This is a genomic window from Butyrivibrio sp. (genome assembly GCF_017433805.1).
Lineage (GTDB): Bacteria > Bacillota > Clostridia > Lachnospirales > Lachnospiraceae > Butyrivibrio.
The window spans coordinates 1-26753 of record NZ_JAFRGN010000049.1 but is presented as its reverse complement, the minus strand read 5'-3'; the positions used below and the strand labels follow the sequence as shown (position 1 = coordinate 26753).

Below are 26753 nucleotides of genomic sequence, written 5' to 3'. Positions count from 1 at the left end.
CCTCCGGTTGATTTTATTGTGGTGATTTAATTATACCTAAAGGTAAGCCTGTGGCTCTTTTAATATTAATTTTTGAATTTACACCATTATATGGACATTACTGGGAAGATTGTAAAACTCACGTATTTTTACTGTGAAAAGGCTGAAAATTACGTGAGAAATTAGAGATAGTAGTGATGATGTCACGTACGAGTGGCTTTTGCAGTAGAGCAAACAATGAATTAGCTAAAGAGATATTCACAGTAAGAAGAGGACAATAATGATTTACTTAAAAGCAGCAAATCTCGATGATGCTGAAAAAGAATATGACTTTATAAGACAGTTACCAGAAGACGAGAATGGCTTTACTAACAGCAATTTTGGCTGTAGCTATGAGGATTTTGTGGGACGAATTCTTCCAGGCTTCATAGATAAGTCAAATGGAATAGGTGTTAAAACAGGGCATGTTCCAGGGACGGAATTTTTCCTGTGGGACGATGATACGATTGTCGGCTTGTTTAGAATCCGTCATCATTTATGCGAGTCGCTTGCAAACGGAGCTGGTCATATAGGCTACGGTATAAGAAAAGAATACCGTGGAAGAGGATATGCCAGCGAAGGACTCAAACTATCAATAGAAAAAGCCTGGACTATCATCCCTGAGGACGAGATTTACATGTCAGTCCACAAGGATAATCCTGCGTCACTGAAGGTTCAGCTTAAGAATGGCGCTTATATTCACCATGAAGATGAAAAAGAGTTTTTTACCAGAATAAAAAGGGTTTTATAAAAATAAGACTTACAGGGAGAATTTATGAAAATACTGGTTGTTGGTGGGACAAGATATTTCGGTATTCCAATGGTAAACGCTTTGCTGGCAAAGGGGCATGATGTGACCATTGCCACAAGGGGAAATGCGAAGGTTGAGTTCGAAGGCAGAGTGAGCTATGCGGTTCTGGACCGCATGGATTCATCTAGTGTTAAAAGAGCTTTAGAAAACCAGAAGTTTGACGTGATCATCGATAAGATTGCCTACGGCTCTAACGATGTGAAAGCTCTTTTGGAAAATGTCAGCTGTGATCGTTATATCCAGATGTCGACTTGTTCTGTGTATCCCAATGAACATGCCAATATTAGCGAGGATGAATTCGTAACAAGTGAGTATCTGCTAGAGTGGATGGACAGACTCCCTGATTATGAAAAGACAAAGCGAAACGCTGAGAGGGCTGTCTTAGAATACATGGATTCTTCTGCTTGTACGTTTGTGCGCTATCCTGTTGTTCTAGGAGAAAACGATTATACAGGAAGACTCCGCTTTTATTTGGAACACATAAAGGAAGAGAATCCCATGTTCGTGGATGATCTTGATCACGCTATGTCTTTTATCCATGAAAAAGAAGCAGGTGAATTCATAGCTTACCTTGTTGATCATCCGCTTAGCGGCGCTGTTAATGGCTGTTCCAATGGCGCTATTAAGATTTCAGAGATCATAAGCTATGCCGAAGAGAAGCTTGGTAAAAAGGCAGTCCTTGATGAAAATGGCGAAGCTGCGCCATATAATGGACTTACAGATTCACTTACCTTTAACACAGAAAAGGCTAAGAAAGCGGGCTATGTCTTTTCCGATTTGAATAGCTGGATATATAAGCTGATTGATTATGAAATTGGGAATATTCGCTAGGACTTATGCAATACAGATGTCTATATGGGGGAATTAATGAGTCATAACAAAGCTATTAATCTATATCTAGTCGGAGCGCTGGGGCAGATTATTCTTGTATGTCTGCTAGTATTTGTGCTGAGAAGAAGTGGCGTAGCAGTTGACTATACGACGCCACTTGGAATGCTTGCTATTGCTGTAGGCGGGATCTCATCTGCTCTGTGGGGAGCTGTTGTTTCCATTAAGTATAAAAAGATAAAGCTAACTCAGATACTTAGAGACTTTTTTAATGTAGCGCAGAAACCAAGATCTTACCTGCTTGCATTTTTGTTTCTGTTTCTGGATTTCTTTTCACTTTTATTTGGAGGCGGGCTTAATATTTCTATCTGGTACGCGCCTGTTATTCTATTCTTCAGGGCGCTTCTGTTTGGAGGAATCGAGGAGATAGGCTGGAGATACTTCTTTCAGCCGGCACTTCAGGAGCGCTGGGACTTTGTGCTTGCGACTTTATGTACCTTTGTGTCCTGGGCAATATGGCATTTTGCATACTTCTATGTGGAAGGAACAATGGATGTTGTGGACCCGATCCCGTTCCTAATCGGCTTGTTGATCAATTGTTTCATTCTATCATCAATCTTCAACGTCACAGGAAGCCTGTGGTTATGCGCCATGACCCATGCGCTGATAAATGTCTTTTCACAGCTGGCAGTGGGCGGGAATGCCTATGTTTCCTATGGCTGTAGAGTGTTGATCATTGTAATTGCTATTGTTCTGGTAAAGAGAAATTGGAATAATACTAGTTTAAAAAGAAGTAAGAGCAATGTTGTAAGTAACTAATCGGAGTTTGTAAGGTACCGATATCGGCTCTCTACGTGGGTAACGTTCAATAATTTATATTTTTCACGTAGTTTTTGTATAAAAAGTGGGTATGAATACGTGAGATGGATATGAATAACTGTGATGTTCACGTAATTCTACTGAAAAAATCCTGAAAAATACGTTAGATACAGTATAAAAAGGATGAATTTCACGTAAGATCGGCCAAGATATAGAAGAGTGAGTTTATGATAATCACTATAATCAGGAAAGATAGTTTTACAATCAATTTAAATGTTAGAAAGTGTAACAAGGATGAAGCTTATAGAATTCAACCTCGATAGGGACTTTGATGTAATTAAAAACTGGGTAACAGATGAAAGAACGCATGCTATGTGGTGCGCAAACTATTTCCAATACCCGCTTGAAAAAGAGGATTTTGCTAATGTCCTTGCAGCGAAAAAAGCGCAATACGGAGATACTGCGTATATAGCAGCTTTGGATGATGACAAGCCAGTGGGGTTCTTTTGCTACTCCAAAGATGACGAGACAAACAGGGGAATGCTCAAGTTTGTTGTGGTTGATCCTGAGTATAGGGGCAAGGGCGTAGCAGGAGAAATGCTACAGCTCATAGCCAAGCATTCTTTTGAGAAAACAGGAGCAAAATCTCTCTGGCTATGCGTGTTTCCGGAAAATGAAAGAGCAAAGAGATGCTATCTCAAGGCCGGGTTTAAAGAAAGTGGTACAACAGAGAATGCCTTTACTTACAAAGATGAATCATGGAGCAGGTGCAACATGGTATTAAAAAATGAGTATTACACAAGAGTACAGTAAAATATACCGAAAGGCATAAAAATGAAAAATTATGATGCAGTAGTTTTTGATATGGATGGAATTATTTTTGACTCCGAAAGAGCAATCATGGAATGCTGGATTGAGCAGGCTGAGAAGATGGGCATGGAATTTATGGAAGAACATTTCCATGCTTGCATCGGTGTGAATCTTCAGAAGACACGAGAAATCATGCTGGAAGCTTATGGAGAGGACTTTCCTTTTGATGAGTTTGATAAGCAGGCTTCAGCTCTTTTCCACGCTAAATATGATGGCGGCAGGCTCCCAATAAAGAGCGGAGTTCGCGAGATCCTTGATTATCTTAAGAGTTCTAACAAGAAGATTGCCTTGGCGACTTCAACCAAGAAGACATCAGTTATCAGGCGTCTAAGTGAAGCTGGGCTTTTAGAATACTTTGATGAGATCGTTACAGGTGACATGGTGACTCACAGTAAGCCTCATCCTGAGATATACCTTTTTGCCTGTGAGAAAATAGGAGTTAAGCCAGAAGATGCTTATGCGATTGAGGACTCTTATAACGGAATCCGTTCTGCAACTTCGGGAGGTCTACGGACGATCATGGTTCCAGATCTCCTTCCTGCCAACGATGAAATGCATGAGCTGGCGGAGATAGTTCTGGATAATTTGAATGATGTTATTAAATACTTAGATAAAATGTAAAGGGGAATATATATGTGCGGTGTATGTGAAAGAGTTAAGGAAACAATAGAGGGCAAGAATCCATTTCTGGTAAATGGTCCTAGGGGACGGGGTTAGTGGTCCATTTTTTGCGGAGGGATGAGTTATGAATTATCAGGATATAAATGCAGCTACAATTGATAGATGGATAGAAGATGGCTGGGAATGGGGCAAGCCAATCAGCCATGAAGTCTTTTTACAGGCCAAAGAAGGAAACTGGGACGTTGTTCTCACACCGACCAAGAATGTTCCGCACCATTGGTTTGGAAATCTGAAGGGTAAAAAAGTTCTCGGCCTTGCCAGTGGCGGTGGCCAGCAGATGCCTATTTTTGCTGCGCTAGGAGCAGAATGTACTGTGCTTGATTATTCGGAGAAACAGCTGGAGAGTGAGAAGCTGGTTTCTGTACGAGAGGGCTATGATATACGAATTGTCAGAGCTGACATGACAAAGAGACTTCCTTTTGAGGATGAGGAGTTTGATCTGATTTTCCATCCTGTTTCCAATTGTTATGTTAAAGAGGTTAAGCCTATTTGGAAGGAGTGCTACCGCGTATTGAAGAAGGGTGGATCTCTTTTGTCAGGGGTTGACTACTACATCAATTACATTGTTGATCTAGAGGAAAAAGAGATAGTGAATGCCCTTCCTTTCGACCCTCTTACAAATGAAGTATATAGGAAAATGTTAGAAGAGGAAGATGACGGAATGCAGTTTTCTCATACCCTTGAAGAACAGCTGGGTGGCCAGCTTGAAGCAGGATTTACGTTGATTGAGTTATTTGAAGATACAAATGGTTCCGGCAGGCTACACGATATGAACATACCAGCATACATGGCGCTCAGGGCAAAGAAATAATTACGGAGCTATATGAAATATAGCGTTAGCATAATTGAAATATCTAGAGGGTTTTATGGAATATAATTGTGGATTTACCAAGGACAACAAGTGGTTTAGATACCGCGCAGCTGCAATCATTGTAGAGGATGGCTACGTGTTATTTGCCGGCAATGAGAAGGATGATTATTACTATTCAATCGGCGGCGCAGTTCACATGGGAGAGACAGCTGAGGACGCAGTTAAAAGAGAAGTCTTCGAGGAGACAGGAATCCATTATGAGATTGATCATCTCGCCGTCATCCATGAGAACTTTTTTGCTGATAATATGGGCGCACTTAAGGATATGGATTGTCATGAGATTGCTTTATACTTCGTGATGAAATCAAGAGGCACCAGAGAACTTAACAGTAACAGTTTCACTCAGGGCGTAAAAGAAAATATGTATTGGCTCCCAATTGCTGAGCTGGATAAATACAAGGCTTTCCCTACATTTATGAAGGAGTACTTACAATCTGAGCATGATTGCGTCGAGCATATCGTTTCGGATGAGAGATGCTAAAAAGTGTTAGAAGGGCTGTGATTCCATGAGAATAGAAACCGAAAGACTTATCATCAGATCAATTCAAAAGGGTGACGAGAAGCTACTAGCTGATATGGCAAAAGATGGTAGCTTTTCTGAACTTGGATTTGATGCGGACTGTTCAGAGTGGATAGATGAATGGATCAATGAAGCAATCAAATTGTCAGAGGCAGATGACCCCAGAGCAGACTATATTTGCAGTATTATATGTCTTAAGGATGATGAAAGAGTCATTGGAACTGTGGGAAATACCTATTATGAGGATACTGGAAAAATAGGTATCTGCTACGGCATCGGCGCAGAGTACAGGCAGCATGGCCTTGCAACCGAGGCAGTTAGAGCATATCTTGAATACTTTTTCCAACACTATGATGAAAAAGAGATAATAGCTACCATTCTTGATGAGAATATTGCTTCCTGCAAAACCGCAGAGAAAGCGGGATTCAAGCTATTAGATACTCGAATGTATAAAGACATATACGACGAGGAAGAGCGTCTATATCACTTTTACTCGGCAAGCAAGTAATAAAACAAACTCATTGGGATATATGAGAAAAACAGGAAAGACAAAATGAAAATATATTTTGCCAGACATGGACAAACTGATTGGAATATTATGAGGAAAGTACAGGGAACCACGGATATTCCGCTAAATGAAAACGGGATGCTTCAGGCTAATGAACTGTGCCAGTATCTGCAGGACAACCATATCTCTTTTGCCAAGATCTACACAAGCTATCAGATTCGTGCCAGGCAGACTGCGCAGATAATTGACTGGCACTTCCACACTGGCTTTGAGGTCGTAAACGGTCTGGAAGAGATGAACCTAGGTCTGTTTGAGGGTCACACATGGGAAGAGATAGAGGCTTTATATCCGGAAGAATTAAGACTCTGGAATTCCTACAAGCGCTATAACAAGAGTCCTCAGGGTGAATCTTATCAGATGGTTATGGAGAGGCTGTTTGAGGCACTAGACAATATCCTTGAACAATATGATACCTCTTCAGACCAGAACCTTTTGATTATTTCTCATGGCGCAGTTATCATGACTTTAATAGCTATGCGTAACAACATTCCATTTGAGCAATCACACACCATAGCTGTTGATAATGCAAAGCCAATTGAATTTACTATTGAAGAACTTGATGAGATAAAAAGACGTCTCAATTGAGAGGAGTATAAATGGAACAGAGAAAGTCTACGGAGGAGAAAAATGGTAAAAGTATTGTCGGATAGTACCTGCGATCTGTCGCAGGAATTGGTTAAAAGATACGATATAGGGATAATCCCGCTCTATGTAAGACTTGGAGATGATGAATATCTGGATGGAGTCAATATTTCTCCTGAAGAACTCTACAAATGGTCTGATGAACATGGCGAGACGCCTAAGACTGCAGCACCTGGTATAGATGATATTTCTAAGTATCTGGATCCTGCAAGCTCTGATGAGTACATCATATTTACTATCTCTTCTTCTATGTCAGCAAGCTATAACAATGTGAAGCTTGCGGCAGAAGATATGGATATGTCTGATAGGGTTCACGTCATTGATTCGGCCAATCTTTCAACTGGAATCGGACTATTGGTGGTTCATGCTGCGGAACTGGTAAAAGAGGGAAAGACGGTCAAAGAGATTGTTGAGGAAATAGAGGCTCTTAAAGATAAAGTACGTGCCAGCTTTGTTATAGATACCCTTGTATATCTGTATAGGGGAGGGCGCTGCTCAGGCCTTGCTGCACTTTTTGGGACTGCACTTAAGCTTCATCCACGCATAGCGGTAGCTGGCGGTGCTATGCATCCGGAAAAGAAATACCGCGGATCAAGTAAGAAATATGTACTTGATTATGTCAAGGATATGGAAGCTGATTTGAAAAATGCAAGACCGGAGCGAGTATTTATAACCCACTCTGGATGTGATAAAGAAATAGTTAAAAATGTTAAAGAATACCTGGAAGGTCTTGGGATTTTTGCCGAAATTCTGGAGACCAGAGCAGGAAGCGTTGTTTCATCTCACTGTGGCCCAGGTACTCTTGGCGTGCTGTTCATTGATAAATGATTTTTTACAGTAATGGACCTAGGGGACGGGGTTAGTGGTCCATATTGGAAGGATACGACTTTTATGAAAACCTACGACGAAATGTATGATCTTATTATGAAAACTGCGACAGAGGATGACCGCATTAGAGCTGCAACAATGGAAGGCTCCAATGTCACCAAGGGAGCAGTTCACGATGAGTTTTCCGACTTTGACATAACTTTTTTTGTATCAGACATCAGAGAGTTTACAAGAGATCACGACTACATGAAGCGCTTTGGCGATATTCTTATCATGCAGATGCCTGATGACTACTACGATGAGCCCTATGATTATAATGGCAGGTCACGCTTTGCATATCTTACACAGTACGAGGATGGCAACAGAATTGACCTGACATTTATTGATGTGAGCGAGATTGATAAGCAGACAGAATTTAATGAGCCTCGCACAATACTCATTAACAAGGATAATTTTCCTCAGCTTGTAGACATCACTTCCAAAGAGTGCTTTTACATCAAAAAGCCGAGTGAATTTGAATTCTTTGGAACAGTTAATGAATTTCGCTGGATCAGTAATTACGTGACCAAGGGACTTTGCAGACATGAGTTCTATTACGCTAAGCGCATGATGGAAGAGTACATGATGAATATGTTCCTTAAGATGATCAATTGGAAGATTGGCATCGACAACGATTTCCAGGTTACCACAGGCGCCTGCTGTAAATATCTTAAGAACTATCTTACTGAGGAAGAGATGGCGCGCTTTGAGGGGATGTTTGCAAGTGGCGACTACGAGGATATGTGGGATAAGCTCTTTTTGATGTACGACTTTTTCGGGGAGCTTTCTATATATGTTGCAGAGAAACTGAACTTTGCACTTGACCTTGATGAGGCACGCAGAGTTCGCGCATTTATGGAGAAACGTAGGGACAACAGATGAATGATTATTTAAGGGAAAGCTTTAGCTACTTTGGACTTTTCAAGAAACTTCGTACAGCACCTAAATACACCACGCCAGAGCGAGTAGATTACGGCTCGGATAAAGACCAGTATTTTCTATATTATGAGCCTGATAAGGTTGTGAGCGATAAGATCATCTACTGGGTTCATGGAGGCGGCTGGAATGCAGGAGATCCTGACTATTTTGACTATGTGGGCCAACACATTTCACATGCGGGCTACAGAGTTGTTTCAGGTGGCTACAGGCTTTCACCTAAGAACAAGTATCCCATTCAGATAGCGGATGTCTGCGCCTGTTACAACAAGGCAATTGAGTATCTTAAGGAAAAAGATATAGATACTTCAAAAGTGATTGTTGTGGGGCCATCAGCTGGGGCACACCTTACGTCCATTATGTGTTATAGTGAAAAGGCGCAAAAAGACTACAACGTAGATATATCATCAATAATAGGATTCGTTGGTTTTGGAGGCCCTTACAGCTTCAGACAGGATCAGTCCAAGACTCTCAGAATTCTTTTAAATCAGCTCTTTAGTAAGGGCTATAACAGGAAAGAGGCTGAGCCTGTTTCACTTATGAGTAGGAACCATATTCCTATGCTGCTTATTCAGAGTAGGCATGATGGTCTTTTGCAGTATGAATGTGCAGAGGACTTTGCGGCCAGAGCCAGGGAGCTTGGAAACAGCTGCGAGCTCTACAGTGTAGAAGATGAGAAAAATACACATTCCTGGTATACAGCAGGTCTTTTCCTGGAGACAAGGGAGGAGAACAAGGGACTGGACAAGTTCTTTTCGTGGATCGAAATGGACCACTAACCCCGTCCCCTAGGACCAAAAAGGAAAAAAGAAATCACGGAGGAGATATTTAAAAATGACAGTAAAAGAGTATTCAGACCTTATTGTGGGGAATGTAGGTAAGGTCATCATTGGCAAGGACGATGCCATCAGACAGATCGTCATCTGCTTCCTTGCAGGGGGACATGTGCTTCTTGAGGACCTTCCTGGAACAGGTAAGACCATGCTTCTTAGGGCGTTTTCCAAGAGCATCGGTGGAGATTTCAAGAGAATCCAGTTTACACCAGATCTTTTACCATCGGATCTTACTGGTATTCATTTCTATAATCAGAAGGAAGGGGACTTCGTATTCAGAAAAGGCCCCGTATTTTCTAATGTAGTTCTTGCAGACGAGATCAACAGAGCAACACCACGTACACAGTCAGCGCTTCTGGAAGCAATGGAAGAGCGCCAGGTTTCTGTTGATGGCGAGACTTTCCCACTGGCAGCTAACTTCATCGTAATGGGAACACAGAACCCGGTTGAATCCTACGGAACATTTCCGCTTCCTGAGGCTCAGCTGGACCGTTTCTTCATGAGACTTAGCCTTGGCTACATGGAAAGAGACCAGGAGATTTCTATTCTGGGCAGGAAGGATGCCAAGGATATCATTTCTGAGCTTCAGTGCGTAGTTAGCGAAGCTGACAGGTTAGAGGCGTTAAAAGAAATAGAGAATGTAACAGCTTCTGAAGATGTAAAAGCATATCTTATGGATATCGTAGAGGCTACTCGTAACAATGCCCAGATTTCATGCGGAGTTTCAGCAAGAGGAACACTTGCATTGTTCAAGGCAGCGCGCATCAGAGCTGCTATCTCAGGACGAAACTATATTATCCCTGAAGATGTGAAAAAAGAAGCCAGCTGCGTTCTTGCACATCGTCTCATTTCAGCACCTGGTAGTCACGTAGATCCAAACAAGATTATGGAAAGGATTCTCAGCGAGACTAAAGTGCCACTGGAAAGCGTATGATTACATTTCTAATGATAGGGATGATTGTGATCATCCTGATAATGCAATTTGTGGTGGCACCGAGGCTTTCGCAGTACGTGCTGCTACGATATACCTTTGATACCCAGCTTGCTGAGCCGGGCGAGAAGATTGCCTTTAACAGCAGGATCATCAACAACTGGTTTCTCCCGATCGTCTACATGCACTACTATGAGTACATGCCAGACGGGGCTGTGATTTCCGGTAAAAAAGGAAACTCCGAGCATCACAGTGTATTTCTGTTCGGACATCACAGCTACAAGCACACTACACTGTTCTCTTTGCCCAAAAGAGGACTGTATCAGCGCGGCAAATATTATGTGGAGACCGGTGATTTCCTCGGCTTTAAGTCCTGGGTAATTTCTGGAGAGATTAAGTCAGATATAACTGTAATGCCCAAGCGTTGCGATGATGAATTCGTTTTGAAGGTGCTTGGCGGTTACATCGGAGATATTTCAGTCAGACGTTTCATTGTAGAAGACCCGGTTCTGACCATAGGATATCTGGACTACACGGGACGAGAGCCCATGAAAAAGATATCCTGGAAGCACAGCGCCAAGGTTGGCAAGCTCATGGTCAAGAACAGCGACTACACAGTTGATGCAAATGCAGCGGTAGTGCTCAATCTCGATGCAGGAAGTTCCAAAGAAAAAGAGAAGGCTCTTGAGATTGTCAGAACAGTCTGCGAAAGGCTTGAGCAGGAGCACATACCATACCAGTTTTTGTCTAACGGAGATACTGGAAACCTCGATGAAGGCTTTGGTAAAAAACATATGGATCAGCTGATGATGAACCTTGGCAGATCCGATCTGTTCAGCTATTTTTCTTTTGACCGACTTATCGAAAGGTGCATAAGAGAGAGAAAGAGAAGCCGCAGCTATTTCATAATAAGTGCGCCGCTTTCTGCAGAGGATAGGGATAGTCTTGCCCGTCTGCAGCGGTTTAGCGAATATGAGCTGTGCGTGCTGGAAGCGGAGGTGAATAGTAATGCTATTTGCTAATGCTTTAAAGACAATCTGTGATTTACTTTTATATTTTTCTTTTGCAGCATTGTTCAAGATATTTGGCGGCTCATGGCCTGTGGTTGGAGCCGTGGTGGCGGTAGCTTTTGTTTCCACACTGATAGTACAAAAGGCCAAGGGAGCGCTACCAGCAAGGATAATATGCGGACTTCTGCCATTTGCTGGCCTTTTTGCTGCAAGGAATATGTCAGACCTTATAATAGCAGCTATACCAATAATGTTTTATGCTGCTATGACATTTGCAGATAAGATTGACATTCACTACGAGGAATACAAATTCTGGTTCGGAATTCCTGCAATTCCTGTGGCAGTTTTGTTCTTTATCTGCTTTGGACAGTGGCCCATAAGGCCGGAAGCTACGGTCTATGCTGCGATTTATCTTTTCCTTGGTGTTCTTGTTCTTCGCCTTAAAAGAGTTGGTGAGGGCGCCAAGTTAAAGCACAGACTCATAAACTTTGCAGAGATGTTCGTGGTTCTGGTGCTGGGAGTTTTGGCATGCGTCACTATCTACGAGATTGTTATGCATTCAGGCAGAGTGGTTGAAGTGATCTTCATGCCTGTTGGAGCTATATTTTTTGCATTGGTTTCTGGTATCAGCTGGCTTTTTGACCAGGCTCTTAAACCCAATCCGGAGGATAAGGTGATTAAGCCCAAAGATCCTGATGTTCAGCAGATAGAGAAGCAGGATGCTGTGGAAGAAGTATCTTCCGTGGCAGAGGGGCTTAACTATGATGTGATAGAAATTGTTATTGCAGCTCTTTTGGTATTGCTGGCAATTGTACTGCTGATACTTCTCCTTCGCTGGTTCTACAGGATGGTTCGCGGCATCAATAATAAGAAGAATGGCGCGGCACTTGAGATGGAGGATGGTGAGGCAGAAGAGAGTACTTCTTTCTTTGGATTTAAGAGGAAAAAGAAAAAGCCTCATGCCGAGACAAATAATGCCAAGATAAGGCAGATCTACAAAGAGTATCTGTTCTTTGTTAAGACCTTTGGAGTTAAGATTGTGAACCAGACAACCTCTGAGGATGTAGCTATTGCATCGGATGAGATCATTGAGACTGGTAAAACTGATGAACTGAGACAGCTCTACATACGCGCCAGATATAATGATGAAAATCAGCTGAGCGATGAAGAGGTGCTCAGGGCTCAGCTGCTGTTTGAAGAAATAAAGAATCAGATAGAAGATAAGATGAGATAAGGAAAAAGATATAAAGTAAGCCGGTTGGAATCTAGATGAAACCAACCGGCTATATTTTTTGGACCACTAACCCCGTCCCCTAGGACCATTTTGGGGTTAGATTACTTAATCTGTGTCTGATCTCCTCTAGGAGCGCCGTATTTAGCAGATGTGATCTTTCCGCCAAGTACTTCTTTTACATAATCCATAACAGCTTCGTCCATAACAATACCTGTATCGAACTGAGCGCTTGCATTCTTGAATGCGTAGTATGTGTCACCACCAGCTGCACAGAAGTTGTTAGTTACAACTGCATATGTGTCAGCTTTGTTGAATGGCTGTCCATTGATGCTCTCGATTGTTACACGGTTGATTGAAGCTGGCTTGTAGTATGTTGATCCAGGATAAGCAGCACCCTTGTTGAAAGACTTGTGAGTATCAATTGTGAACTTGATACCAGATGTCTGTGGGTAACCACCAATAGCCTGTGGTGTGCAGTATGTTGAAGCCTCAAGTGCCTCAAGGAGCTCATCACCTGTTACATAAACTACTGATACTGTGTTTCCGAAAGGAAGAACAGTGTTGATATCTTTTTTAGTAACATCGCCAGCCTTGATAGATGCTCTGATTCCACCACCATTTGTGATGCAGACAACGTGGTCAGCAGGAACTGTAAGGGCGCCAGGTGCTCTTAAAACGCTCCAAAGCATACCGTCTGTGATAAGGTCGCCGAGGTTAGTCTCCTCAGTTCTGTTACCAGGATCACGATCACCATTGAGCTTAACTTCTGTCTTGGCAAGAACAGCACCGTACTCTCTGTCGATAGCCTTGAACATCTCGTTAGACTTAGCAGCTGTAGTTACTTCTTCCTGAAGAAGGTCCATGTTGATGAGAAATCTGTCTTCGATTGTTTTGGAAGCATTGTCGATGAATACAAGACCCATAGTCTCGAGCTTTGTTCCAGTTGACTGTACAGGCTCATTCTTGGCACCTGCTGTCATGATTGTGTGTGAGTGACCATCGAGCATAAGGTCGATGCCCTTTGTCTTAGCGTAAACGTCAACACTTCTGTGTCCGTCTGGAGCTGACTCAGCATCAACACCAAGGTGTGAGAGGCAGATTACAAGGTCAGCGCCCTGAGCCTTAAGTGTATCTACCTGTGCCTGAGCACATGTTGCAAGCTCGCCCTTAGACATGAATGTGATGCCCTGGATGAGACCTGGATTAACCTTAGTCTGTGTCTCAGGTGTTTCCATTCCGAAGAAACCGATCTTAAGACCAGATCTTGATGTGTACATATAGTTTGGATTAACGATTGGATTGCCATCTGCGCCAAGAACGTCTGCGCATACAACCTTGAACTTGGCTGTAGAAAGATTGGACATAAGTTTGTAATAGCCATAGTCGAACTCGTGGTTACCGAGTGTTGCGATGTCATAACCAGCAGCATTCATCATTGTTACTGCGTTAAGACCCTTTGTTGTGCTAACGTAAGGTGTTCCCTGGCTGAAGTCACCGCAATCTGCAAGAATTACTTCAGCACCTCTTGCCTGAAGATTCTGCTTAACTGATGCTACATAGGCATACTTACTGATGGCTCCATGCATATCGTTTGTGTGCACAATAACAGTTTTGCCTGAAAGATCTGCTGGTACAACGGCCAGTGATCTGATGTCAGCACTTACCTTGTAAGCTTCTGCTGCCTTAACTGGTGTGCTAAGAGTAGCTGCCATAGCAAGTGCAAGGACAGAGGATAATAATCCCTTTAATAACTTGTTTCCTTTCATACACTACCTCCTGTGGTTTTCGAGTTGCAGTAAATTTCCTTTTTGAGTGGAAACTGCAAGTACATTATAATCGATATGTGGAAAATGAACCACTACCCCCGTCCCCCCAGGACCATATTTTTTGGGAAAAAAAATATTTCTTGATGCGATATGAATGACAAGGTATTATAATCAGTAATTGGGTGACAGACCGTATTTATTACTAAATATTCGATATCATTATCGTTGTATAAAGGAGGTTTTGTTGTATGGAAAGATATAAGGAAGAGTTTATCGAGTTTATGGTGGACAGTAACGTCCTTAAGTTTGGGGAGTTTACTCTTAAGAGTGGACGTAAATCTCCATTTTTTATGAATGCAGGAGCTTATGTAACAGGTTCTCAGCTTCGTAAGCTTGGCGAGTATTATGCAAGAGCTATTCACGATACCTTTGGTCTTGAGTTCGACGTTCTCTTTGGACCAGCCTACAAGGGAATTCCACTTTCTGTAGTTACAAGCGTAGCTATCAGCGAACTCTATGGCAGAGAGATCAGATATTGTTCCAATAGAAAAGAGATCAAGGATCACGGCGATAAGGGAATCCTTCTTGGTTCCAAGCTTAGAGACGGCGATCGCGTACTTATTATAGAAGATGTTACTACATCAGGTAAGTCAATTGAGGAGACAGTGCCTATCATTCAGGAGCAGGCTGACTGCGATATCGTAGGTCTTATGGTATCTCTCAACAGACAGGAGAAGGGTCTTGAGACAGACATGAGCGCTCTTGACGAGATCAAGGACAGATATGGCTTTAGCGCAAACGCAATCGTTACTATGGACGACGTAGTAAGCTATCTCTACAACAGACCAATCGATGGCGAAGTTATCATCAACAAGGATATCAAAAAAGCTATCGACGAATACTACAAAGAGTACGGCGCAAAATAATCATAATCATAGGAGGGGAACAGAATGGACGAGCATACATACAAGGTACTTGGCGGAACAGGTGGCCTTAACATAGCATTTGGAGTTATTTCAATTGTTGCAGGTATCGCGACAGGAGTGCTCCTTATTATTAGTGGAGCCAAGTTACTTGGCAGTAGGAAGAGAATTATCATCTAATGTCTAAAAAGAAAAAGAGTAGATTCAAACTTCACATTAAGAGACTTGAACCTGTCAGAGATAAGTATATGTTCACTGACAACAGACACCCTGAGAAGGGCATCATGAGTGCCGTTTTAGGGTGTATATCAGTGACGACTTATGCAATTGCTGTATTTTTTACCTACAACAATGGTGGAGAGGCTCTATTACAATACGCCGCAGCTGCTTTTGTTGCGGCGATATTTTCTGTTGTGGGACTTGTTTTGGGAATCATGTCCAGATTTGAAAAAGACATATTTAAGTTTTTTCCAAATGTAGGAATTATACTCAACTCTTTGACGGTAATATTTGTTGTGTTTTTGATAGTACTAAACTTTGTGGCTTAACAGCTGCAGGAAACAGAAATTGATTTTAGAAAGAATGGAATTAGAAATGAGTAATAACGAAGAATTAATTTATGAATTTGAAACTGGTAATGAGGTTCTCAAGGAGAGATACGCTCTTTCTGTAGAGAGACTCGGCAGCATGGCGCAGGAGCATTTATCTGACGAGAAGTTTGATAAGTATTTCCATTTTGTCAGAGAGTTTCTTCTGATGGTAGATGAGAACTATCGTTTCGCACACGATGGCTCTTTTGACAAGGCTACTATGGAAGAGCTTAAGGAGCGCAATAACAGGCTCTATGAGGATATTCTTCCTGAGAACTATGATAAGAGCTATGGTAATCCAACCTTTGCTGTATCAGTGTTTGGAGATGAATTTGGTAAGCTTTTGTCAGCTCTTTACTTTGAGCTCAGAAGCCTTATCACTGCTGCATATGAGGGAGAAATCTTTGAGCTTGCAGTAGCCTTGGAGCTTTTCCTTGAAGTTTACGGCGTATTTGCAAGCGCTGATCAGGATGGCAAGACTCCTGCTTATGAAGATGTTCGCAAGATTCTGTATTGGTATGGCAGTGACTATGCTGAAGAGTTCAGACAGCACAGCTTTGCTAAGATGGTAAATTCTGATGTCAGCTTTGTAAGAGACATTGTCCTTAATGCTGATCTTACAGACCTTAGATATCTCTACAGATTTGGTGAATACATTACAGACAACGAGATTAAGACCGCAGAGCATCTTAACAGTCTTTCAGAGGAAGAGATCGATAAGCTTGCTACAACCTTTACAGAGGGCTACCGTATCGGCTTTGCCATGACTGGTAAAGATATCTCTATCAAGAAGACAGCTGGAATGTACTTCAACTTTGGATTTGAGAGAATGGTCAGAAAGGCTGTAGCTAACCTTGAAGCTATCGGACTTAAGACAACTATGTTCATTGATCCTATGAGCATCTTCAGTATGTCAGGTTCAGCTTCAAGAGGCGGCAGTTACGGTGCTTTTCCTAACAAGCAGTTCAACTATGATCACAAGGAAGATGTAGCTCTTTTCCTGGACAATAATTTCGTAACAAGAAAGCTCGAAGCTTCAAGATCCGCCGGTGAGATGTACAAGGACAAAGCTCGCCTCTATGGTGGTCCTGCAGTTATCGAAGTGTTTGGTGAGATTCCGTTTGAGCCAGAGACTAACGAGGATGCAGTGCACCTGACCAAGGCACAGCAGAAGATGCTCAGCGACTTCAGAGTTCAGAACAGCCTCATTGTGAATGAGTACGTTATCAACAAGGAGAGAAGCTTTACGATCATCGCATTCCCAGTTCCTGATATCGGAAAAGATTTCAAGGCAATCTTTGATGAAACAGTAAGAATCAATACTCTTGACTACAAGCTCTATCAGGGCATTCAGCAGAAGATCATCGACAGCCTTGATCAGGGACAGTATGTAGTTATCAAGGGAATGGGCGACAACCATACAGATATGAAGGTAATGCTCCACGAACTCAAGGATAAGTCCAAAGAGACTAACTTTGAGAACTGTGTAGCTGACGTTAATATCCCTGTTGGTGAGGTGTTCACTTCTCCAGTGCTTGCTGGAACAGAGGGCGTTCTCCACGTAACAGGTGTTTATCTTGATGGCCTGTTCTACAAGAACCTTGAGATCAAGTTCCAGGATGGATGTATTTCAGATTATAGCTGCAGCAACTTTGATACTGAGGAAGAGGGCAAGAGATACATCAGCGACAATATCCTCTTTAATCACAAGACTCTTCCTATCGGTGAGTTTGCTATTGGAACTAACACAACAGCTTATGTTGTGGCTAGGAAGTATGATATTGCTGATAAGCTTCCAATCCTCATTGCAGAGAAGACAGGTCCTCACTTTGCTGTAGGTGATACCTGCTATTCATATGAAGAAGATACAATGACATATAACCCAGATGGCAAGGCTATCATTGCAAGAGACAACGAGATCTCTGCAAAGAGAAAGACTGAGCCGGATAAGGCATACTTTAGCTGCCATACAGATATCACAATTCCTTACGACGAACTTGGGGAAATCACAGTTGTAAGAGAAGATGGAAGCACAGAAACAATCATCAGAAATGGTAAATTTGTTCTTGCGGGCACTGAAGAGCTTAACAAGCCTATGGAAGAATAATTACTGATTTTTATTCACAAAAAAATGTAGCGATATAATTCGCTGTATGTTATGATACTAGGGATTTTTGGACACGAAATTTTTAGTTAAATTATCGGAGGAGAATCAATGGCACAAGTAGGAATTGTTATGGGGAGTGATTCCGATATGCCTGTAATGGCCAAGGCCGCAGACATTTTGGATCAGCTCGGCATCTCTTATGAGATGCGTATTATTTCAGCTCACAGAGAGCCGGATGAGTTTTTTGAGTATGCAAAGACCGCAGAAGACAAGGGCTTCAAGGTCATCATCGCAGGTGCGGGAATGGCAGCACACCTTCCTGGCATGTGCGCAGCTATTTTCCCAATGCCTGTCATAGGCATTCCTATGCACACAACTTCCCTCGGCGGAAGAGATTCACTCTATAGTATAGTACAGATGCCTACTGGCATCCCTGTAGCCACCGTCGCAATAAACGGTGGCGCCAATGCAGGCATTCTGGCAGCCAAGATCCTGGCTACCAGCGATCCCACACTTTTAAACAAATTAAAAGAATATACCAAATCTCTCAAGGAAACAGTTATTGAGAAAGATAAGAAGCTTCAGGAAGTAGGATACAAGCAGTACTGATCCTACTACTTGATGCGCTATTTCTATAACAATATCAAAAGGAAATGAGGAGAAATTATGGCACTGGATTACAAGAAAGCAGGCGTTGACATTGAGGCAGGCTACAAGTCTGTTGAGCTGATGAAGGAGTACGTTAAGGGTACGATGAGACCTGAGGTTCTGGGCGGACTTGGCGGCTTCTCAGGAGCTTTCTCTCTTAAGGGGATAAAGGAAATGGAGGATCCGGTTCTTTTATCCGGAACAGATGGTGTTGGAACCAAGATCAAGCTGGCATTTCTTCTTGATAAGCACGACACTATTGGAATTGATGCAGTAGCTATGTGTGTTAATGACGTAGCGTGCGCAGGCGGTGAGCCATTATTTTTCCTTGATTATATTGCATGTGGCAAGAACATTCCTGAGAAGATTGCTGCAATTGTTAAGGGAGTTGCTGAAGGCTGCAAGCAGTCAGATGCTGCACTTATCGGTGGTGAGACAGCTGAGCATCCAGGCCTTATGCCTGAGGATGAGTACGATGTAGCTGGATTTGCGGTAGGTGTTGTTGATCGTAAGGATATGATCGATGGCAGCAGTATCAAGGACGGAGACGTACTTATCGGTGTTGCTTCAACAGGTGTTCACAGTAACGGATTCTCACTGGTTCGTAAGGTATTCGACATGACCAAGGAGAGCCTTGAGACTTACTATGATGAGCTTGGTACAACACTCGGAGAAGCTCTTTTAACTCCTACCAGAATTTACGTTAAGATGATGAAATCCATCAAGAATGCAGGAATTAAGGTTAAGGGCTGCAGCCATATCACAGGTGGCGGCTTCTATGAGAATATTCCAAGAATGCTTCCAGATGGAATCAAGGCTGTAGTTGAGAAAAACAGCTATGATATTCCTCCAATCTTCACTCTTATGCAGAAGAAGGGACAGATTGAGGAGCACATGATGTACAACACTTACAACATGGGACTTGGTATGGTTCTTGCTGTAGATCCTGCTGATGTTGATAAGACTCTTGAGGCTATCAAGGCTTCAGGCGATAAGGCATGGGTAGTTGGTAAGTGCGCTTCTGGCGACAAGGGCGTTGAGCTTGTTTAATAAGGATAATCGGTGAGTATGATGAGAATTGCAGTTATGGTTTCTGGAGGTGGTACAAACCTTCAGGCAATTATAGATGGAATAAACGCCGGCAAGATCACCAATACAGAGATCTGCCTCGTTTATAGCAATAACCCTAATGCTTATGCGATAGAGAGGGCCAAAAAGGCTGGTATTCCTACAGCAGTTAAGAGCCCCAGGGAATTTGAGAACAGAGCAGATTTTAATGCAGCTCTTTTACAGATTCTTACGGATGTTAATCCTGATCTTATAGTTCTCGCAGGCTGTCTTGTAGTTATTCCTGAGGCGGTTGTTGAGGCTTTCCCTAACAGGATCATTAACATTCATCCATCACTTATTCCTGCGTTCTGTGGAACCGGATACTATGGACTTAAGGTTCACGAGAAGGTTCTGGAGCGCGGAGCAAGAGTATCTGGCGCGACAGTTCACTTTGTTGATGCCGGAACAGATACAGGACCAATTATTCTGCAGAAGCCTGTAATGATCAGGGATGATGATACTCCGGAGACTCTTCAGAGAAGAATAATGGAGCAGGCTGAGTGGAAGATAATGCCTATGGCGATTGATCTTATTGCTAATGGCAAGGTAAGAGTAGAAAATGGCAGAGCAGTTGTTGACGGATACGACGAGCTGCTTGATACGCTGTGATCATAAGTGGCATAAATACTAGATTATAATTTGGGAGAGGAACAATGGGTATGAAGGTTTTAGTAGTTGGCGGAGGCGGCCGTGAGCATGCTATTTGCGAGGCTGTATCCAGAAGTAAACAGGTTGATAAGATTTACTGTGCTCCAGGAAACGGCGGTATCGCTGAGCTGGCAGAATGTGTTCCTATTACTCCAATGGAATTCGATAAATTAGTTTCTTTTGCTAAGGAAAAAGAGATCGATCTGACTATCATAGGTATGGATGATCCTCTTGTTGGCGGAATCGTAGATGTATTCGAGGCTGAGGGGCTCAGAGTATTCGGCCCTCGTAAGAATGCAGCTATTCTTGAAGGAAGTAAGGCTTTCTCCAAGGACCTTATGAAAAAATATGGAATTCCTACAGCAGCTTATGAGACCTTTGATGATCCTAAGGCTGCACTTGAATATCTTGAAAATGCCAAGTTCCCAATCGTTCTGAAGGCCGATGGACTTGCACTTGGTAAGGGCGTTCTGATCTGTCAGGACCTTGAAGAGGCCAAGGCAGGTGTTCGCGAGATCATGGAAGATAAGAAATTCGGAGATGCCGGCAATCACATGGTAATCGAGGAGTTCATGACAGGCCGTGAGGTTTCTGTTTTATCTTTTGTTGATGGCAAGACCTACAGACTTATGTCATCTGCTCAGGATCACAAGAGAGCAGGAGATGGCGATACAGGACTTAATACAGGTGGAATGGGTAATTTCTCACCTAGTCCTTTCTATACTAAAGAGGTTGATGAGTTCTGCCGTAAGAATATTTATGGCAAGACAGTTGAGGCCATGGCAGCTGAGGGAAGAGAGTTTAAGGGTGTTATTTTCTTTGGACTTATGCTGACTCCTGACGGACCTAAGGTACTTGAGTATAATGCCAGATTTGGTGACCCTGAAGCACAGGTAGTGCTTCCTAGACTGAAAACTGATATAATTGATGTGATGAATGCTTGCATCGATGGTAAACTTGATGAGATAGACATGGAATTTGAGGATAAGGCAGCAGTATGCGTTGTTCTTGCAAGTGATGGCTATCCTGTCAGCTACGAGAAGGGCAAGCTTATCACTGGTCTTGACAATTTTAAGGGAAAAGATGGATACTATTGTTTCCACGCTGGTACAAAAGTTACATCAGAAGGAATTGTCACCAATGGAGGAAGAGTTCTTGGTATCACTGCCAAGGGCGATACTCTTGCTGAGGCTCGTGCCAAGGCATATGAAGCTACCCAGTGGGTTGACTTCGAAAATAAGTACATGCGTCATGATATAGGAAAGGCAATCGATGACGCCAAGGAGGTATGAATATGAATAAGTTGGGAAAGAAGATAGCAGGTCTTTTGCTTGCAGCAGGGGTTGCATTATCAGTATTTGCAGGCACATCACTTGAGACTTACGCTTATACTCAGACAACTGGAAAGGTAACCTCAGACAATGTCAAGGTTAGAGAGTCTGCCAGCACAACAGCCAAGCAGGTTTCTTCTCTTAAGAACGGCGACACAGTTGATATTGTTGATGAATCCAAGGATGCATCAGGTTACGTTTGGTACAAGATTTACGTTAACAAAAATGAATTTGGTTATGTTAGAAGCGATCTTGTCAGCAAGGCTGGCGGATCATCAAGCTCCAGCACAACTACAACCAGTACAGCATCTCTTCCAGAGACATCTGTTACAGCAGTAGAACAGAAGACGGCTACAATCACATCTGACAGTGTAAATGTTCGTCAGGGTGCTGGTACAAGCTATGATTCAGTAGGTAAGGTTTCCAAGGGCGAGACAGTTACCATCACTGGAGAGGCTACTGGAACTGATAATAAGACATGGTACAAGATAACATTTGGCGCTAATGGCAAGGAAGGTTTTGTTAGAAACGACCTCCTTGAGATTTCTGAGGCAGCTCCTGTTGAGAACACAGAGGGCACTGAGAATGTAGAAGGCGGCGAGAATACAGAAGCTGTAGAAGGCGAGAACACTGAGGCAGTAGAAGAGCAGCAGCCTGTAGTAGATCAGAACCAGGGCGATGGCAAGTACTCACTTATGTACATCACAGGTGATGATGGCAATGGTGTTTGGTACCTCTATGACAACGAAGGTGGCTACCGTGTAATCGTTGATGAACTGATCTCAGCAGCTCAGAGCGCAGAGGCTGTTAACAAGCTTCGTAAGCAGGCTTCTAACTTCAAGAAGTTTGCAATTGCACTTGGTGTACTTGCAGCTATCCTTGCAGCAGGTGTAATCGTACTTGTGATCAAGCTTAGAGATTCTCTTTACTATGAAGATGAGGAAGAGGATGAGTACGACCGCTACGAGAACAGAAGAAGACCAGAGGCAGCTCCTTCACGTAGACCTGCAAGAGATGATGAAGATTCAGACAGACCAGTAAGAAGAGCTCCTGAGAGAAACTCAGAAGACAGACCTGTTAGAAGAGAGAATAGAGATTCTGCAGAGGGTCGTCCAAGCAGAAGACCAGCAGAAGAGAGAACAGTAAGACCATCCAGAAGAGACGCAGACGAGGATATGGATGTACGTCCATCAAGAAGAGCCGAGAGAGACATCGAAGAGGACGTAGAGAGACCAGTTAGAAGACCTATGCGTGATGCAGATGATCGTCCAAGCAGAAGACCTGCTGAGGACAGACAGAGTGCTCCAGTCAAGGAAGAAGCACCTAAGCGCCGCGCACGTAACTTCGTAGGCGACGACGATGACTTCGAGTTCGAGTTCCTCGACCTCGACGACTAATACGACCTTCAAAGAGGCTTTGCATTTTGCAAAGCCTCTTTTTTCTTGCATAAACTGTCATATCTGTTATACTAAAGTTGTCACAGAATTTGAGTGTGATGATAGATTTTTCTGCGAAGGAGGGGCGCGATATGATCATCGAGATTGATTTTAATAGTGATGAAGCGATTTATGTGCAATTGTGTAACCAGATCATATTGGGCATTGCAACATCCCAGTTTAGAGAGGGAGAGCAGCTCCCAAGCGTAAGGCAATTGGCTGAGACCATTGGTATCAATATGCACACCGTCAACAAGGCATACTCTATTTTGCAGCAGGATGGCTTTGTCAAGATTGACAGAAGGCGTGGTGCCATAATTGCTATCGATATCGACAAGCTGCAGGCTTTGCAGGAGGCACAGTCAGATCTGGCAGTAGTTCTTGCAAGAGCAATATGTAAGGGAATTGGCAGGGATGATATTCATGCCCTGGTGGACAAGTTGTACGACAAATATGAAAGGATGTAACATATGGAATCCAGGTTTACAGTAATGGCGGCTGACGCACTTAAACTTGCTAAGCGAACAGCCAGAAGTCTTAAACTCAACTATGTTGGTACAGAGCATATTCTCATGGGCCTTATCCTGGAAGACGGAAGCGTAGCTTCCAGAATCCTTATTGATAATGGCATTGATGAGAACAGGATGATGGACATGATAAGAGACCTTATCGTGCCAGATTCCAGTGTTCGTACTCTTGATAAAGATGGCTTTTCTCCTAGAGCTGAGAAGGTTCTGGAGGAAGCTCACAGGATGGCAGAGCGTTTTCATGCTGACAAGACAGGTACAGAGCATATTCTCCTTGCTCTTATCAAGGAGGGTGAGAATGTTGCTGTCAGACTTATCAGCACACTTAACGTGCCAGCTCAGAAGATTTATGCTGAGACACTGGCAGCAATGGGAGAGGATCCTAATCTGGTAAAAGAGGACCTTGGCAAAAAAGCTGCTCCTAAGGGCGGCAAAAAGGCGTCTATTCTGGCACAGTACAGCCGTGATATGACAGCTCTTGCTCTTGAGAACAAGCTTGATCCCGTTATCGAAAGAGAAAGAGAAATTAAGAGAGTTATTCAGATACTTAGTAGACGTACCAAGAATAACCCATGTCTTATCGGTGAGCCAGGTGTTGGTAAGACTGCAGATGTAGAGGGACTTGCACAGCGTATTGCTTCTGGCGATGTGCCTCTTACAGTTCAGAATAAGAGACTTGTAACCCTTGATCTTTCTGGTATGATCGCAGGTTCCAAGTATCGTGGAGAATTTGAGGAGAGAATCAAGAAGGTCATCAAAGAGGTTTCTGAGGATGGCAACATTATTCTTTTCGTAGATGAGATGCATACACTTATCGGCGCAGGCGGTGCTGAGGGTGCTATCGATGCTTCTAATATCCTGAAGCCTTCTCTTGCAAGAGGAGAGATTCAGATGATTGGTGCTACAACCATCACTGAGTACCGCAAGTATGTTGAGAAGGATGCAGCCCTCGAGCGTAGATTCCAGCCTGTTAACGTTGACGAGCCTACCAAGGAAGAGGCTACAGAAATCCTCAAGGGTATCGTCAGCAAGTACGAGGAGCACCACAAGGTTTCTATTACACCTGAGGCTATCAAGGCTGCTGTAGATCTTTCTGAGAGATATATCAACGACAGAAACCTCCCAGATAAGGCTATTGACCTTATCGACGAGGCAGCAAGTGCGGTAAGACTTCGTACTATGGGCGTATCTCCCAAGGTTAAAGAGATTGAGGAGACTATCAGAAACACAGATATTGAGATAGAGAATGCTCTTAAGAACAGTGATTTTGTCAGGGCTGGCGAGCTTAATAAACAGCAGAATCAGCTTCTTTCCAAGCTCACAAGAGTTAAGAATGCTGAGAAAAAGAAAGAGCTCAGCTCAGGCTTTATCGTTAATGAGAACGACATTGCAGAAGTAGTAGCAGAGTGGACCAGAATCCCTGTTAAAAAGATTGCAGAAAAAGAATCAGAGAAGCTTCTTAAGCTTGAATCTGTTCTTCATAAGAGAGTTATCGGCCAGGAAGATGCAGTTAAGGCTGTTTCCAAGGCCATCAGAAGAGGAAGGGTTGGACTTCAGGATCCTAACAGACCTATCGGTTCTTTCCTGTTCCTTGGACCTACTGGTGTAGGTAAGACAGAGCTTTCCAAGGCCCTTGCAGAGGCTATGTTCGGAGATGAGAATGCTCTTATCAGAGTTGATATGTCTGAGTACATGGAAGGTCACTCCGTATCCAAGATGATCGGATCACCTCCAGGATATGTTGGCTTTGATGATGGCGGACAGCTGAGTGAGAAGGTCAGAAGACATCCTTATTCAGTAATTCTTTTCGATGAGATTGAGAAGGCACACCCTGATATTTTCAATGTCCTTTTGCAGGTGCTTGATGATGGACACATCACAGATTCCAAGGGCAGAAAGGTCAGCTTTAAGAATACAATCCTCATCATGACTTCCAATGTTGGAGCTCAGAAGATTGTAGCTCCCAAGAAGCTCGGCTTTGGCGCAGGCCAGGATGCCAAGAAGGACTACGAGGATATGAAGTCAGGAGTTATGGAAGAGGTTAAAAAGCTCTTTAAACCTGAGTTCATCAACCGTATTGATGAGATCATGGTATTCCATACTCTTACAGAAAAAGAGATGATGGAGATTGTTACACTTCTGTCTCAGAATCTCGCCAAGAGATGCAAGGCACAGATGGGTATCAATCTTACAATTTCTCCTGCTGTTAAGAAGTACCTTGTGACCAAGCATTCAGATGCCAAGATGGGTGCAAGACCTCTTAAGAGAGCAATCCAGTCAACTATCGAGGATGCTATGGCAGAGGAGCTCCTTCGTGGCAATATCAAACCAGAAACAGATGTTACAGTAGCTCTCAAGGATGACAAGATCATCTTCACTACAAGCGAAGGTAAAACATCCGTTAAAAAGGCCAATATCAAGACCACTAAGACTACCAGAACAGCCAAGACCAAGGCAAATGTTTCTACCAAAAAGCCGGCTAAAAAAACTGTAAAAAAGAAGAAGTAAAATTTAAAAAGATTTAATTTCCAATAAAATGGTTATGCTTTATAATGAAGGTGCATAAATAGGTATGCACTGTGGTAGTTAACACTAATTTTTTTATCATTCAGGAGGTTTGATATGGCAGTCGTAGAGGAATTACTCCGTGCCGAGAATGATGGTAGCATCAGCTTTGGTAACTATGAGCTTCCCGAGAAGCAGAAAGTAGAGAATTTCGAACACAATGGTGACCTTCTCAAGGTCAAGACTTTCAAGGATATTACCAAGCTTGAGTGTAATGAGAATTTTGTATATGAATCAGTTCCTGGAACTGCAGTACTTGGCTTCAAGGAAACAGATAAGGGAGTAGAGTTTAGTGTAGAGGGTGCAAGCGATGCACAGATCACACTTGGACTTTTAGAGAACACAGAATACAGCGTGTTTGTAAACGGAAGTAGTATAGGCAAGATGAGCACAAACCTTGGGGGAAAGCTTAATCTCAGCGTAGAGCTTTCTGCAGAGGGCAAAGCTCAGGTAAGAGTTGAGAAATAATACTTTTTTGATCATCAGGGAGCTTTCTGGTCATACAGGAAGCTCCTTTTTATGTAGTATCAGTTTTATTGGGAGGGGTTATGGCAACTAAGATCAAGTCAGTTTTCTTTTGCCAGAGCTGCGGCTATGAATCATCCAAGTGGATGGGCCAGTGCCCTGGCTGCAGAGAATGGAATACATTTGTTGAGGAGACAG

The 26753-nt window shown here is 42.9% G+C and carries 29 protein-coding genes; 28 read left to right on the top strand and 1 reads right to left on the bottom strand.

Annotated features, from left to right (window positions below; translation table 11 throughout):
- The first annotated feature begins 259 nt into the window (after positions 1-259).
- The 15 genes from IJI01_RS12280 (at position 260) to IJI01_RS12210 (ending at position 12439) form a co-directional block, all read left to right on the top strand.
- The gene (locus IJI01_RS12280) at positions 260-769 is read left to right on the top strand and encodes a GNAT family N-acetyltransferase (RefSeq protein WP_292190765.1); all 510 of its coding nucleotides are present in this window, start codon (positions 260-262) and stop codon (positions 767-769) included.
- 24 nt (positions 770-793) lie between these two features.
- Positions 794-1660, top strand: coding sequence for an NAD-dependent epimerase/dehydratase family protein (locus IJI01_RS12275; RefSeq protein ID WP_292190763.1), 867 nt, complete (start codon positions 794-796; stop codon positions 1658-1660).
- A 36-nt stretch (positions 1661-1696) separates the two neighbouring features.
- Positions 1697-2476, top strand: a complete 780-nt coding sequence (locus IJI01_RS12270) for a CPBP family intramembrane glutamic endopeptidase (RefSeq protein ID WP_292190760.1) — start codon at positions 1697-1699, stop codon at positions 2474-2476.
- A 294-nt stretch (positions 2477-2770) separates the two neighbouring features.
- Positions 2771-3289 carry a GNAT family N-acetyltransferase gene (locus IJI01_RS12265; RefSeq protein ID WP_292190758.1) on the top strand — a complete coding sequence of 173 codons (519 nt, stop codon included), beginning with the start codon at positions 2771-2773 and terminating at the stop codon, positions 3287-3289.
- Positions 3290-3310: 21 nt separating this feature from the next.
- On the top strand, positions 3311-3967 hold the full coding sequence (locus tag IJI01_RS12260) for an HAD family hydrolase (protein ID WP_292190755.1): 657 nt from the start codon (positions 3311-3313) through the stop codon (positions 3965-3967).
- 124 nt (positions 3968-4091) lie between these two features.
- Complete coding sequence (locus tag IJI01_RS12255) at positions 4092-4838, top strand: class I SAM-dependent methyltransferase (RefSeq protein ID WP_292190753.1); 747 nt, start codon at positions 4092-4094, stop codon at positions 4836-4838.
- 55 nt (positions 4839-4893) lie between these two features.
- Entirely contained in the window at positions 4894-5379 is a 486-nt protein-coding gene (locus IJI01_RS12250; protein WP_292190751.1) for an NUDIX hydrolase, read from the top strand.
- 25 nt (positions 5380-5404) lie between these two features.
- Entirely contained in the window at positions 5405-5926 is a 522-nt protein-coding gene (locus IJI01_RS12245) for a GNAT family N-acetyltransferase (RefSeq protein WP_292190749.1), read from the top strand.
- A gap of 45 nt (positions 5927-5971) precedes the next feature.
- Positions 5972-6571: a histidine phosphatase family protein gene (locus tag IJI01_RS12240; RefSeq protein ID WP_292190748.1), complete on the top strand. Its 600-nt coding sequence runs from the start codon at positions 5972-5974 to the stop codon at positions 6569-6571.
- Positions 6572-6613: 42 nt separating this feature from the next.
- Positions 6614-7456, top strand: a complete 843-nt coding sequence (locus tag IJI01_RS12235; protein WP_292190745.1) for a DegV family protein — start codon at positions 6614-6616, stop codon at positions 7454-7456.
- A gap of 63 nt (positions 7457-7519) precedes the next feature.
- Complete coding sequence (locus IJI01_RS12230) at positions 7520-8377, top strand: aminoglycoside 6-adenylyltransferase (protein ID WP_292190743.1); 858 nt, start codon at positions 7520-7522, stop codon at positions 8375-8377.
- A complete protein-coding gene (locus IJI01_RS12225) occupies positions 8374-9210 on the top strand; it encodes an alpha/beta hydrolase (RefSeq protein WP_292190741.1) in 837 nt (278 codons plus the stop codon). Before IJI01_RS12230 ends, IJI01_RS12225 begins: the two co-directional genes overlap by 4 nt.
- 55 nt (positions 9211-9265) lie before the next feature.
- Positions 9266-10198, top strand: coding sequence for an AAA family ATPase (locus tag IJI01_RS12220; RefSeq protein ID WP_292190738.1), 933 nt, complete (start codon positions 9266-9268; stop codon positions 10196-10198).
- On the top strand, positions 10195-11217 hold the full coding sequence (locus tag IJI01_RS12215; RefSeq protein WP_292190735.1) for a DUF58 domain-containing protein: 1023 nt from the start codon (positions 10195-10197) through the stop codon (positions 11215-11217). Before IJI01_RS12220 ends, IJI01_RS12215 begins: the two co-directional genes overlap by 4 nt.
- A complete protein-coding gene (locus tag IJI01_RS12210) occupies positions 11204-12439 on the top strand; it encodes a hypothetical protein (RefSeq protein WP_292190733.1) in 1236 nt (411 codons plus the stop codon). The genes IJI01_RS12215 and IJI01_RS12210 overlap by 14 nt, the downstream gene beginning before the upstream one ends.
- A gap of 101 nt (positions 12440-12540) precedes the next feature.
- Here the strand turns inward: IJI01_RS12210 and IJI01_RS12205 are convergent, their stop codons facing one another.
- Positions 12541-14205, bottom strand: coding sequence for a bifunctional metallophosphatase/5'-nucleotidase (locus IJI01_RS12205; RefSeq protein ID WP_292190731.1), 1665 nt, complete (start codon positions 14203-14205; stop codon positions 12541-12543).
- Positions 14206-14453: 248 nt separating this feature from the next.
- On the opposite strand from IJI01_RS12205, the gene pyrE reads away from it, so the two are divergent.
- The 13 genes from pyrE to IJI01_RS12140 form a co-directional block, all read left to right on the top strand.
- Entirely contained in the window at positions 14454-15131 is a 678-nt protein-coding gene (gene pyrE / locus IJI01_RS12200; protein ID WP_292190729.1) for an orotate phosphoribosyltransferase, read from the top strand.
- Positions 15132-15155: 24 nt separating this feature from the next.
- The gene (locus IJI01_RS12195) at positions 15156-15308 is read left to right on the top strand and encodes a hypothetical protein (protein WP_013280262.1); all 153 of its coding nucleotides are present in this window, start codon (positions 15156-15158) and stop codon (positions 15306-15308) included.
- Positions 15308-15676 carry a DUF6142 family protein gene (locus IJI01_RS12190; protein ID WP_292190725.1) on the top strand — a complete coding sequence of 123 codons (369 nt, stop codon included), beginning with the start codon at positions 15308-15310 and terminating at the stop codon, positions 15674-15676. The genes IJI01_RS12195 and IJI01_RS12190 overlap by 1 nt, the downstream gene beginning before the upstream one ends.
- Positions 15677-15722: 46 nt before the next feature.
- Positions 15723-17825 (top strand): aminopeptidase, encoded by a 2103-nt coding sequence (locus IJI01_RS12185; protein WP_292190722.1) that lies wholly within the window; start codon positions 15723-15725, stop codon positions 17823-17825.
- A 108-nt stretch (positions 17826-17933) separates the two neighbouring features.
- Positions 17934-18434 (top strand): 5-(carboxyamino)imidazole ribonucleotide mutase, encoded by a 501-nt coding sequence (purE, locus tag IJI01_RS12180; protein ID WP_292190719.1) that lies wholly within the window; start codon positions 17934-17936, stop codon positions 18432-18434.
- Between the two features lie 63 nt (positions 18435-18497).
- A complete protein-coding gene (gene purM, locus IJI01_RS12175) occupies positions 18498-19523 on the top strand; it encodes a phosphoribosylformylglycinamidine cyclo-ligase (RefSeq protein ID WP_292190793.1) in 1026 nt (341 codons plus the stop codon).
- Between the two features lie 18 nt (positions 19524-19541).
- Positions 19542-20192, top strand: coding sequence for a phosphoribosylglycinamide formyltransferase (gene purN / locus IJI01_RS12170; RefSeq protein ID WP_292190717.1), 651 nt, complete (start codon positions 19542-19544; stop codon positions 20190-20192).
- A gap of 50 nt (positions 20193-20242) precedes the next feature.
- Positions 20243-21523 carry a phosphoribosylamine--glycine ligase gene (gene purD, locus IJI01_RS12165; protein ID WP_292190715.1) on the top strand — a complete coding sequence of 427 codons (1281 nt, stop codon included), beginning with the start codon at positions 20243-20245 and terminating at the stop codon, positions 21521-21523.
- Between the two features lie 2 nt (positions 21524-21525).
- Entirely contained in the window at positions 21526-22959 is a 1434-nt protein-coding gene (locus IJI01_RS12160; protein WP_292190712.1) for an SH3 domain-containing protein, read from the top strand.
- Between the two features lie 131 nt (positions 22960-23090).
- Positions 23091-23465 carry a GntR family transcriptional regulator gene (locus tag IJI01_RS12155; protein ID WP_292190709.1) on the top strand — a complete coding sequence of 125 codons (375 nt, stop codon included), beginning with the start codon at positions 23091-23093 and terminating at the stop codon, positions 23463-23465.
- A gap of 3 nt (positions 23466-23468) precedes the next feature.
- Positions 23469-26033, top strand: a complete 2565-nt coding sequence (locus IJI01_RS12150; protein ID WP_292190706.1) for an ATP-dependent Clp protease ATP-binding subunit — start codon at positions 23469-23471, stop codon at positions 26031-26033.
- Between the two features lie 114 nt (positions 26034-26147).
- Positions 26148-26558 (top strand): endosialidase, encoded by a 411-nt coding sequence (locus IJI01_RS12145; RefSeq protein WP_292190703.1) that lies wholly within the window; start codon positions 26148-26150, stop codon positions 26556-26558.
- A gap of 80 nt (positions 26559-26638) precedes the next feature.
- Positions 26639-26753, top strand: a 115-nt coding sequence (locus tag IJI01_RS12140; protein ID WP_292190790.1) for a hypothetical protein, incomplete at its 3' end; no start/stop codon positions are given.

Excerpts from the sequence above, each read along its gene's own strand:
- IJI01_RS12280 (WP_292190765.1), top strand. The coding sequence starts at position 260 with ATGATTTACTTAAAAGCAGCAAATCTCGATGATGCTGAAAAAGAATAT.
- IJI01_RS12275 (WP_292190763.1), top strand. The coding sequence starts at position 794 with ATGAAAATACTGGTTGTTGGTGGGACAAGATATTTCGGTATTCCAATG.
- IJI01_RS12270 (WP_292190760.1), top strand. The coding sequence starts at position 1,697 with ATGAGTCATAACAAAGCTATTAATCTATATCTAGTCGGAGCGCTGGGG.
- IJI01_RS12265 (WP_292190758.1), top strand. The coding sequence starts at position 2,771 with ATGAAGCTTATAGAATTCAACCTCGATAGGGACTTTGATGTAATTAAA.
- IJI01_RS12260 (WP_292190755.1), top strand. The coding sequence starts at position 3,311 with ATGAAAAATTATGATGCAGTAGTTTTTGATATGGATGGAATTATTTTT.
- IJI01_RS12255 (WP_292190753.1), top strand. The coding sequence starts at position 4,092 with ATGAATTATCAGGATATAAATGCAGCTACAATTGATAGATGGATAGAA.
- IJI01_RS12250 (WP_292190751.1), top strand. The coding sequence starts at position 4,894 with ATGGAATATAATTGTGGATTTACCAAGGACAACAAGTGGTTTAGATAC.
- IJI01_RS12245 (WP_292190749.1), top strand. The coding sequence starts at position 5,405 with ATGAGAATAGAAACCGAAAGACTTATCATCAGATCAATTCAAAAGGGT.
- IJI01_RS12240 (WP_292190748.1), top strand. The coding sequence starts at position 5,972 with ATGAAAATATATTTTGCCAGACATGGACAAACTGATTGGAATATTATG.
- IJI01_RS12235 (WP_292190745.1), top strand. The coding sequence starts at position 6,614 with ATGGTAAAAGTATTGTCGGATAGTACCTGCGATCTGTCGCAGGAATTG.
- IJI01_RS12230 (WP_292190743.1), top strand. The coding sequence starts at position 7,520 with ATGAAAACCTACGACGAAATGTATGATCTTATTATGAAAACTGCGACA.
- IJI01_RS12225 (WP_292190741.1), top strand. The coding sequence starts at position 8,374 with ATGAATGATTATTTAAGGGAAAGCTTTAGCTACTTTGGACTTTTCAAG.
- IJI01_RS12220 (WP_292190738.1), top strand. The coding sequence starts at position 9,266 with ATGACAGTAAAAGAGTATTCAGACCTTATTGTGGGGAATGTAGGTAAG.
- IJI01_RS12215 (WP_292190735.1), top strand. The coding sequence starts at position 10,195 with ATGATTACATTTCTAATGATAGGGATGATTGTGATCATCCTGATAATG.
- IJI01_RS12210 (WP_292190733.1), top strand. The coding sequence starts at position 11,204 with ATGCTATTTGCTAATGCTTTAAAGACAATCTGTGATTTACTTTTATAT.
- IJI01_RS12205 (WP_292190731.1), bottom strand. The coding sequence starts at position 14,205 with ATGAAAGGAAACAAGTTATTAAAGGGATTATTATCCTCTGTCCTTGCA.
- pyrE (WP_292190729.1), top strand. The coding sequence starts at position 14,454 with ATGGAAAGATATAAGGAAGAGTTTATCGAGTTTATGGTGGACAGTAAC.
- IJI01_RS12195 (WP_013280262.1), top strand. The coding sequence starts at position 15,156 with ATGGACGAGCATACATACAAGGTACTTGGCGGAACAGGTGGCCTTAAC.
- IJI01_RS12190 (WP_292190725.1), top strand. The coding sequence starts at position 15,308 with ATGTCTAAAAAGAAAAAGAGTAGATTCAAACTTCACATTAAGAGACTT.
- IJI01_RS12185 (WP_292190722.1), top strand. The coding sequence starts at position 15,723 with ATGAGTAATAACGAAGAATTAATTTATGAATTTGAAACTGGTAATGAG.
- purE (WP_292190719.1), top strand. The coding sequence starts at position 17,934 with ATGGCACAAGTAGGAATTGTTATGGGGAGTGATTCCGATATGCCTGTA.
- purN (WP_292190717.1), top strand. The coding sequence starts at position 19,542 with ATGATGAGAATTGCAGTTATGGTTTCTGGAGGTGGTACAAACCTTCAG.
- purD (WP_292190715.1), top strand. The coding sequence starts at position 20,243 with ATGAAGGTTTTAGTAGTTGGCGGAGGCGGCCGTGAGCATGCTATTTGC.
- IJI01_RS12160 (WP_292190712.1), top strand. The coding sequence starts at position 21,526 with ATGAATAAGTTGGGAAAGAAGATAGCAGGTCTTTTGCTTGCAGCAGGG.
- IJI01_RS12155 (WP_292190709.1), top strand. The coding sequence starts at position 23,091 with ATGATCATCGAGATTGATTTTAATAGTGATGAAGCGATTTATGTGCAA.
- IJI01_RS12150 (WP_292190706.1), top strand. The coding sequence starts at position 23,469 with ATGGAATCCAGGTTTACAGTAATGGCGGCTGACGCACTTAAACTTGCT.
- IJI01_RS12145 (WP_292190703.1), top strand. The coding sequence starts at position 26,148 with ATGGCAGTCGTAGAGGAATTACTCCGTGCCGAGAATGATGGTAGCATC.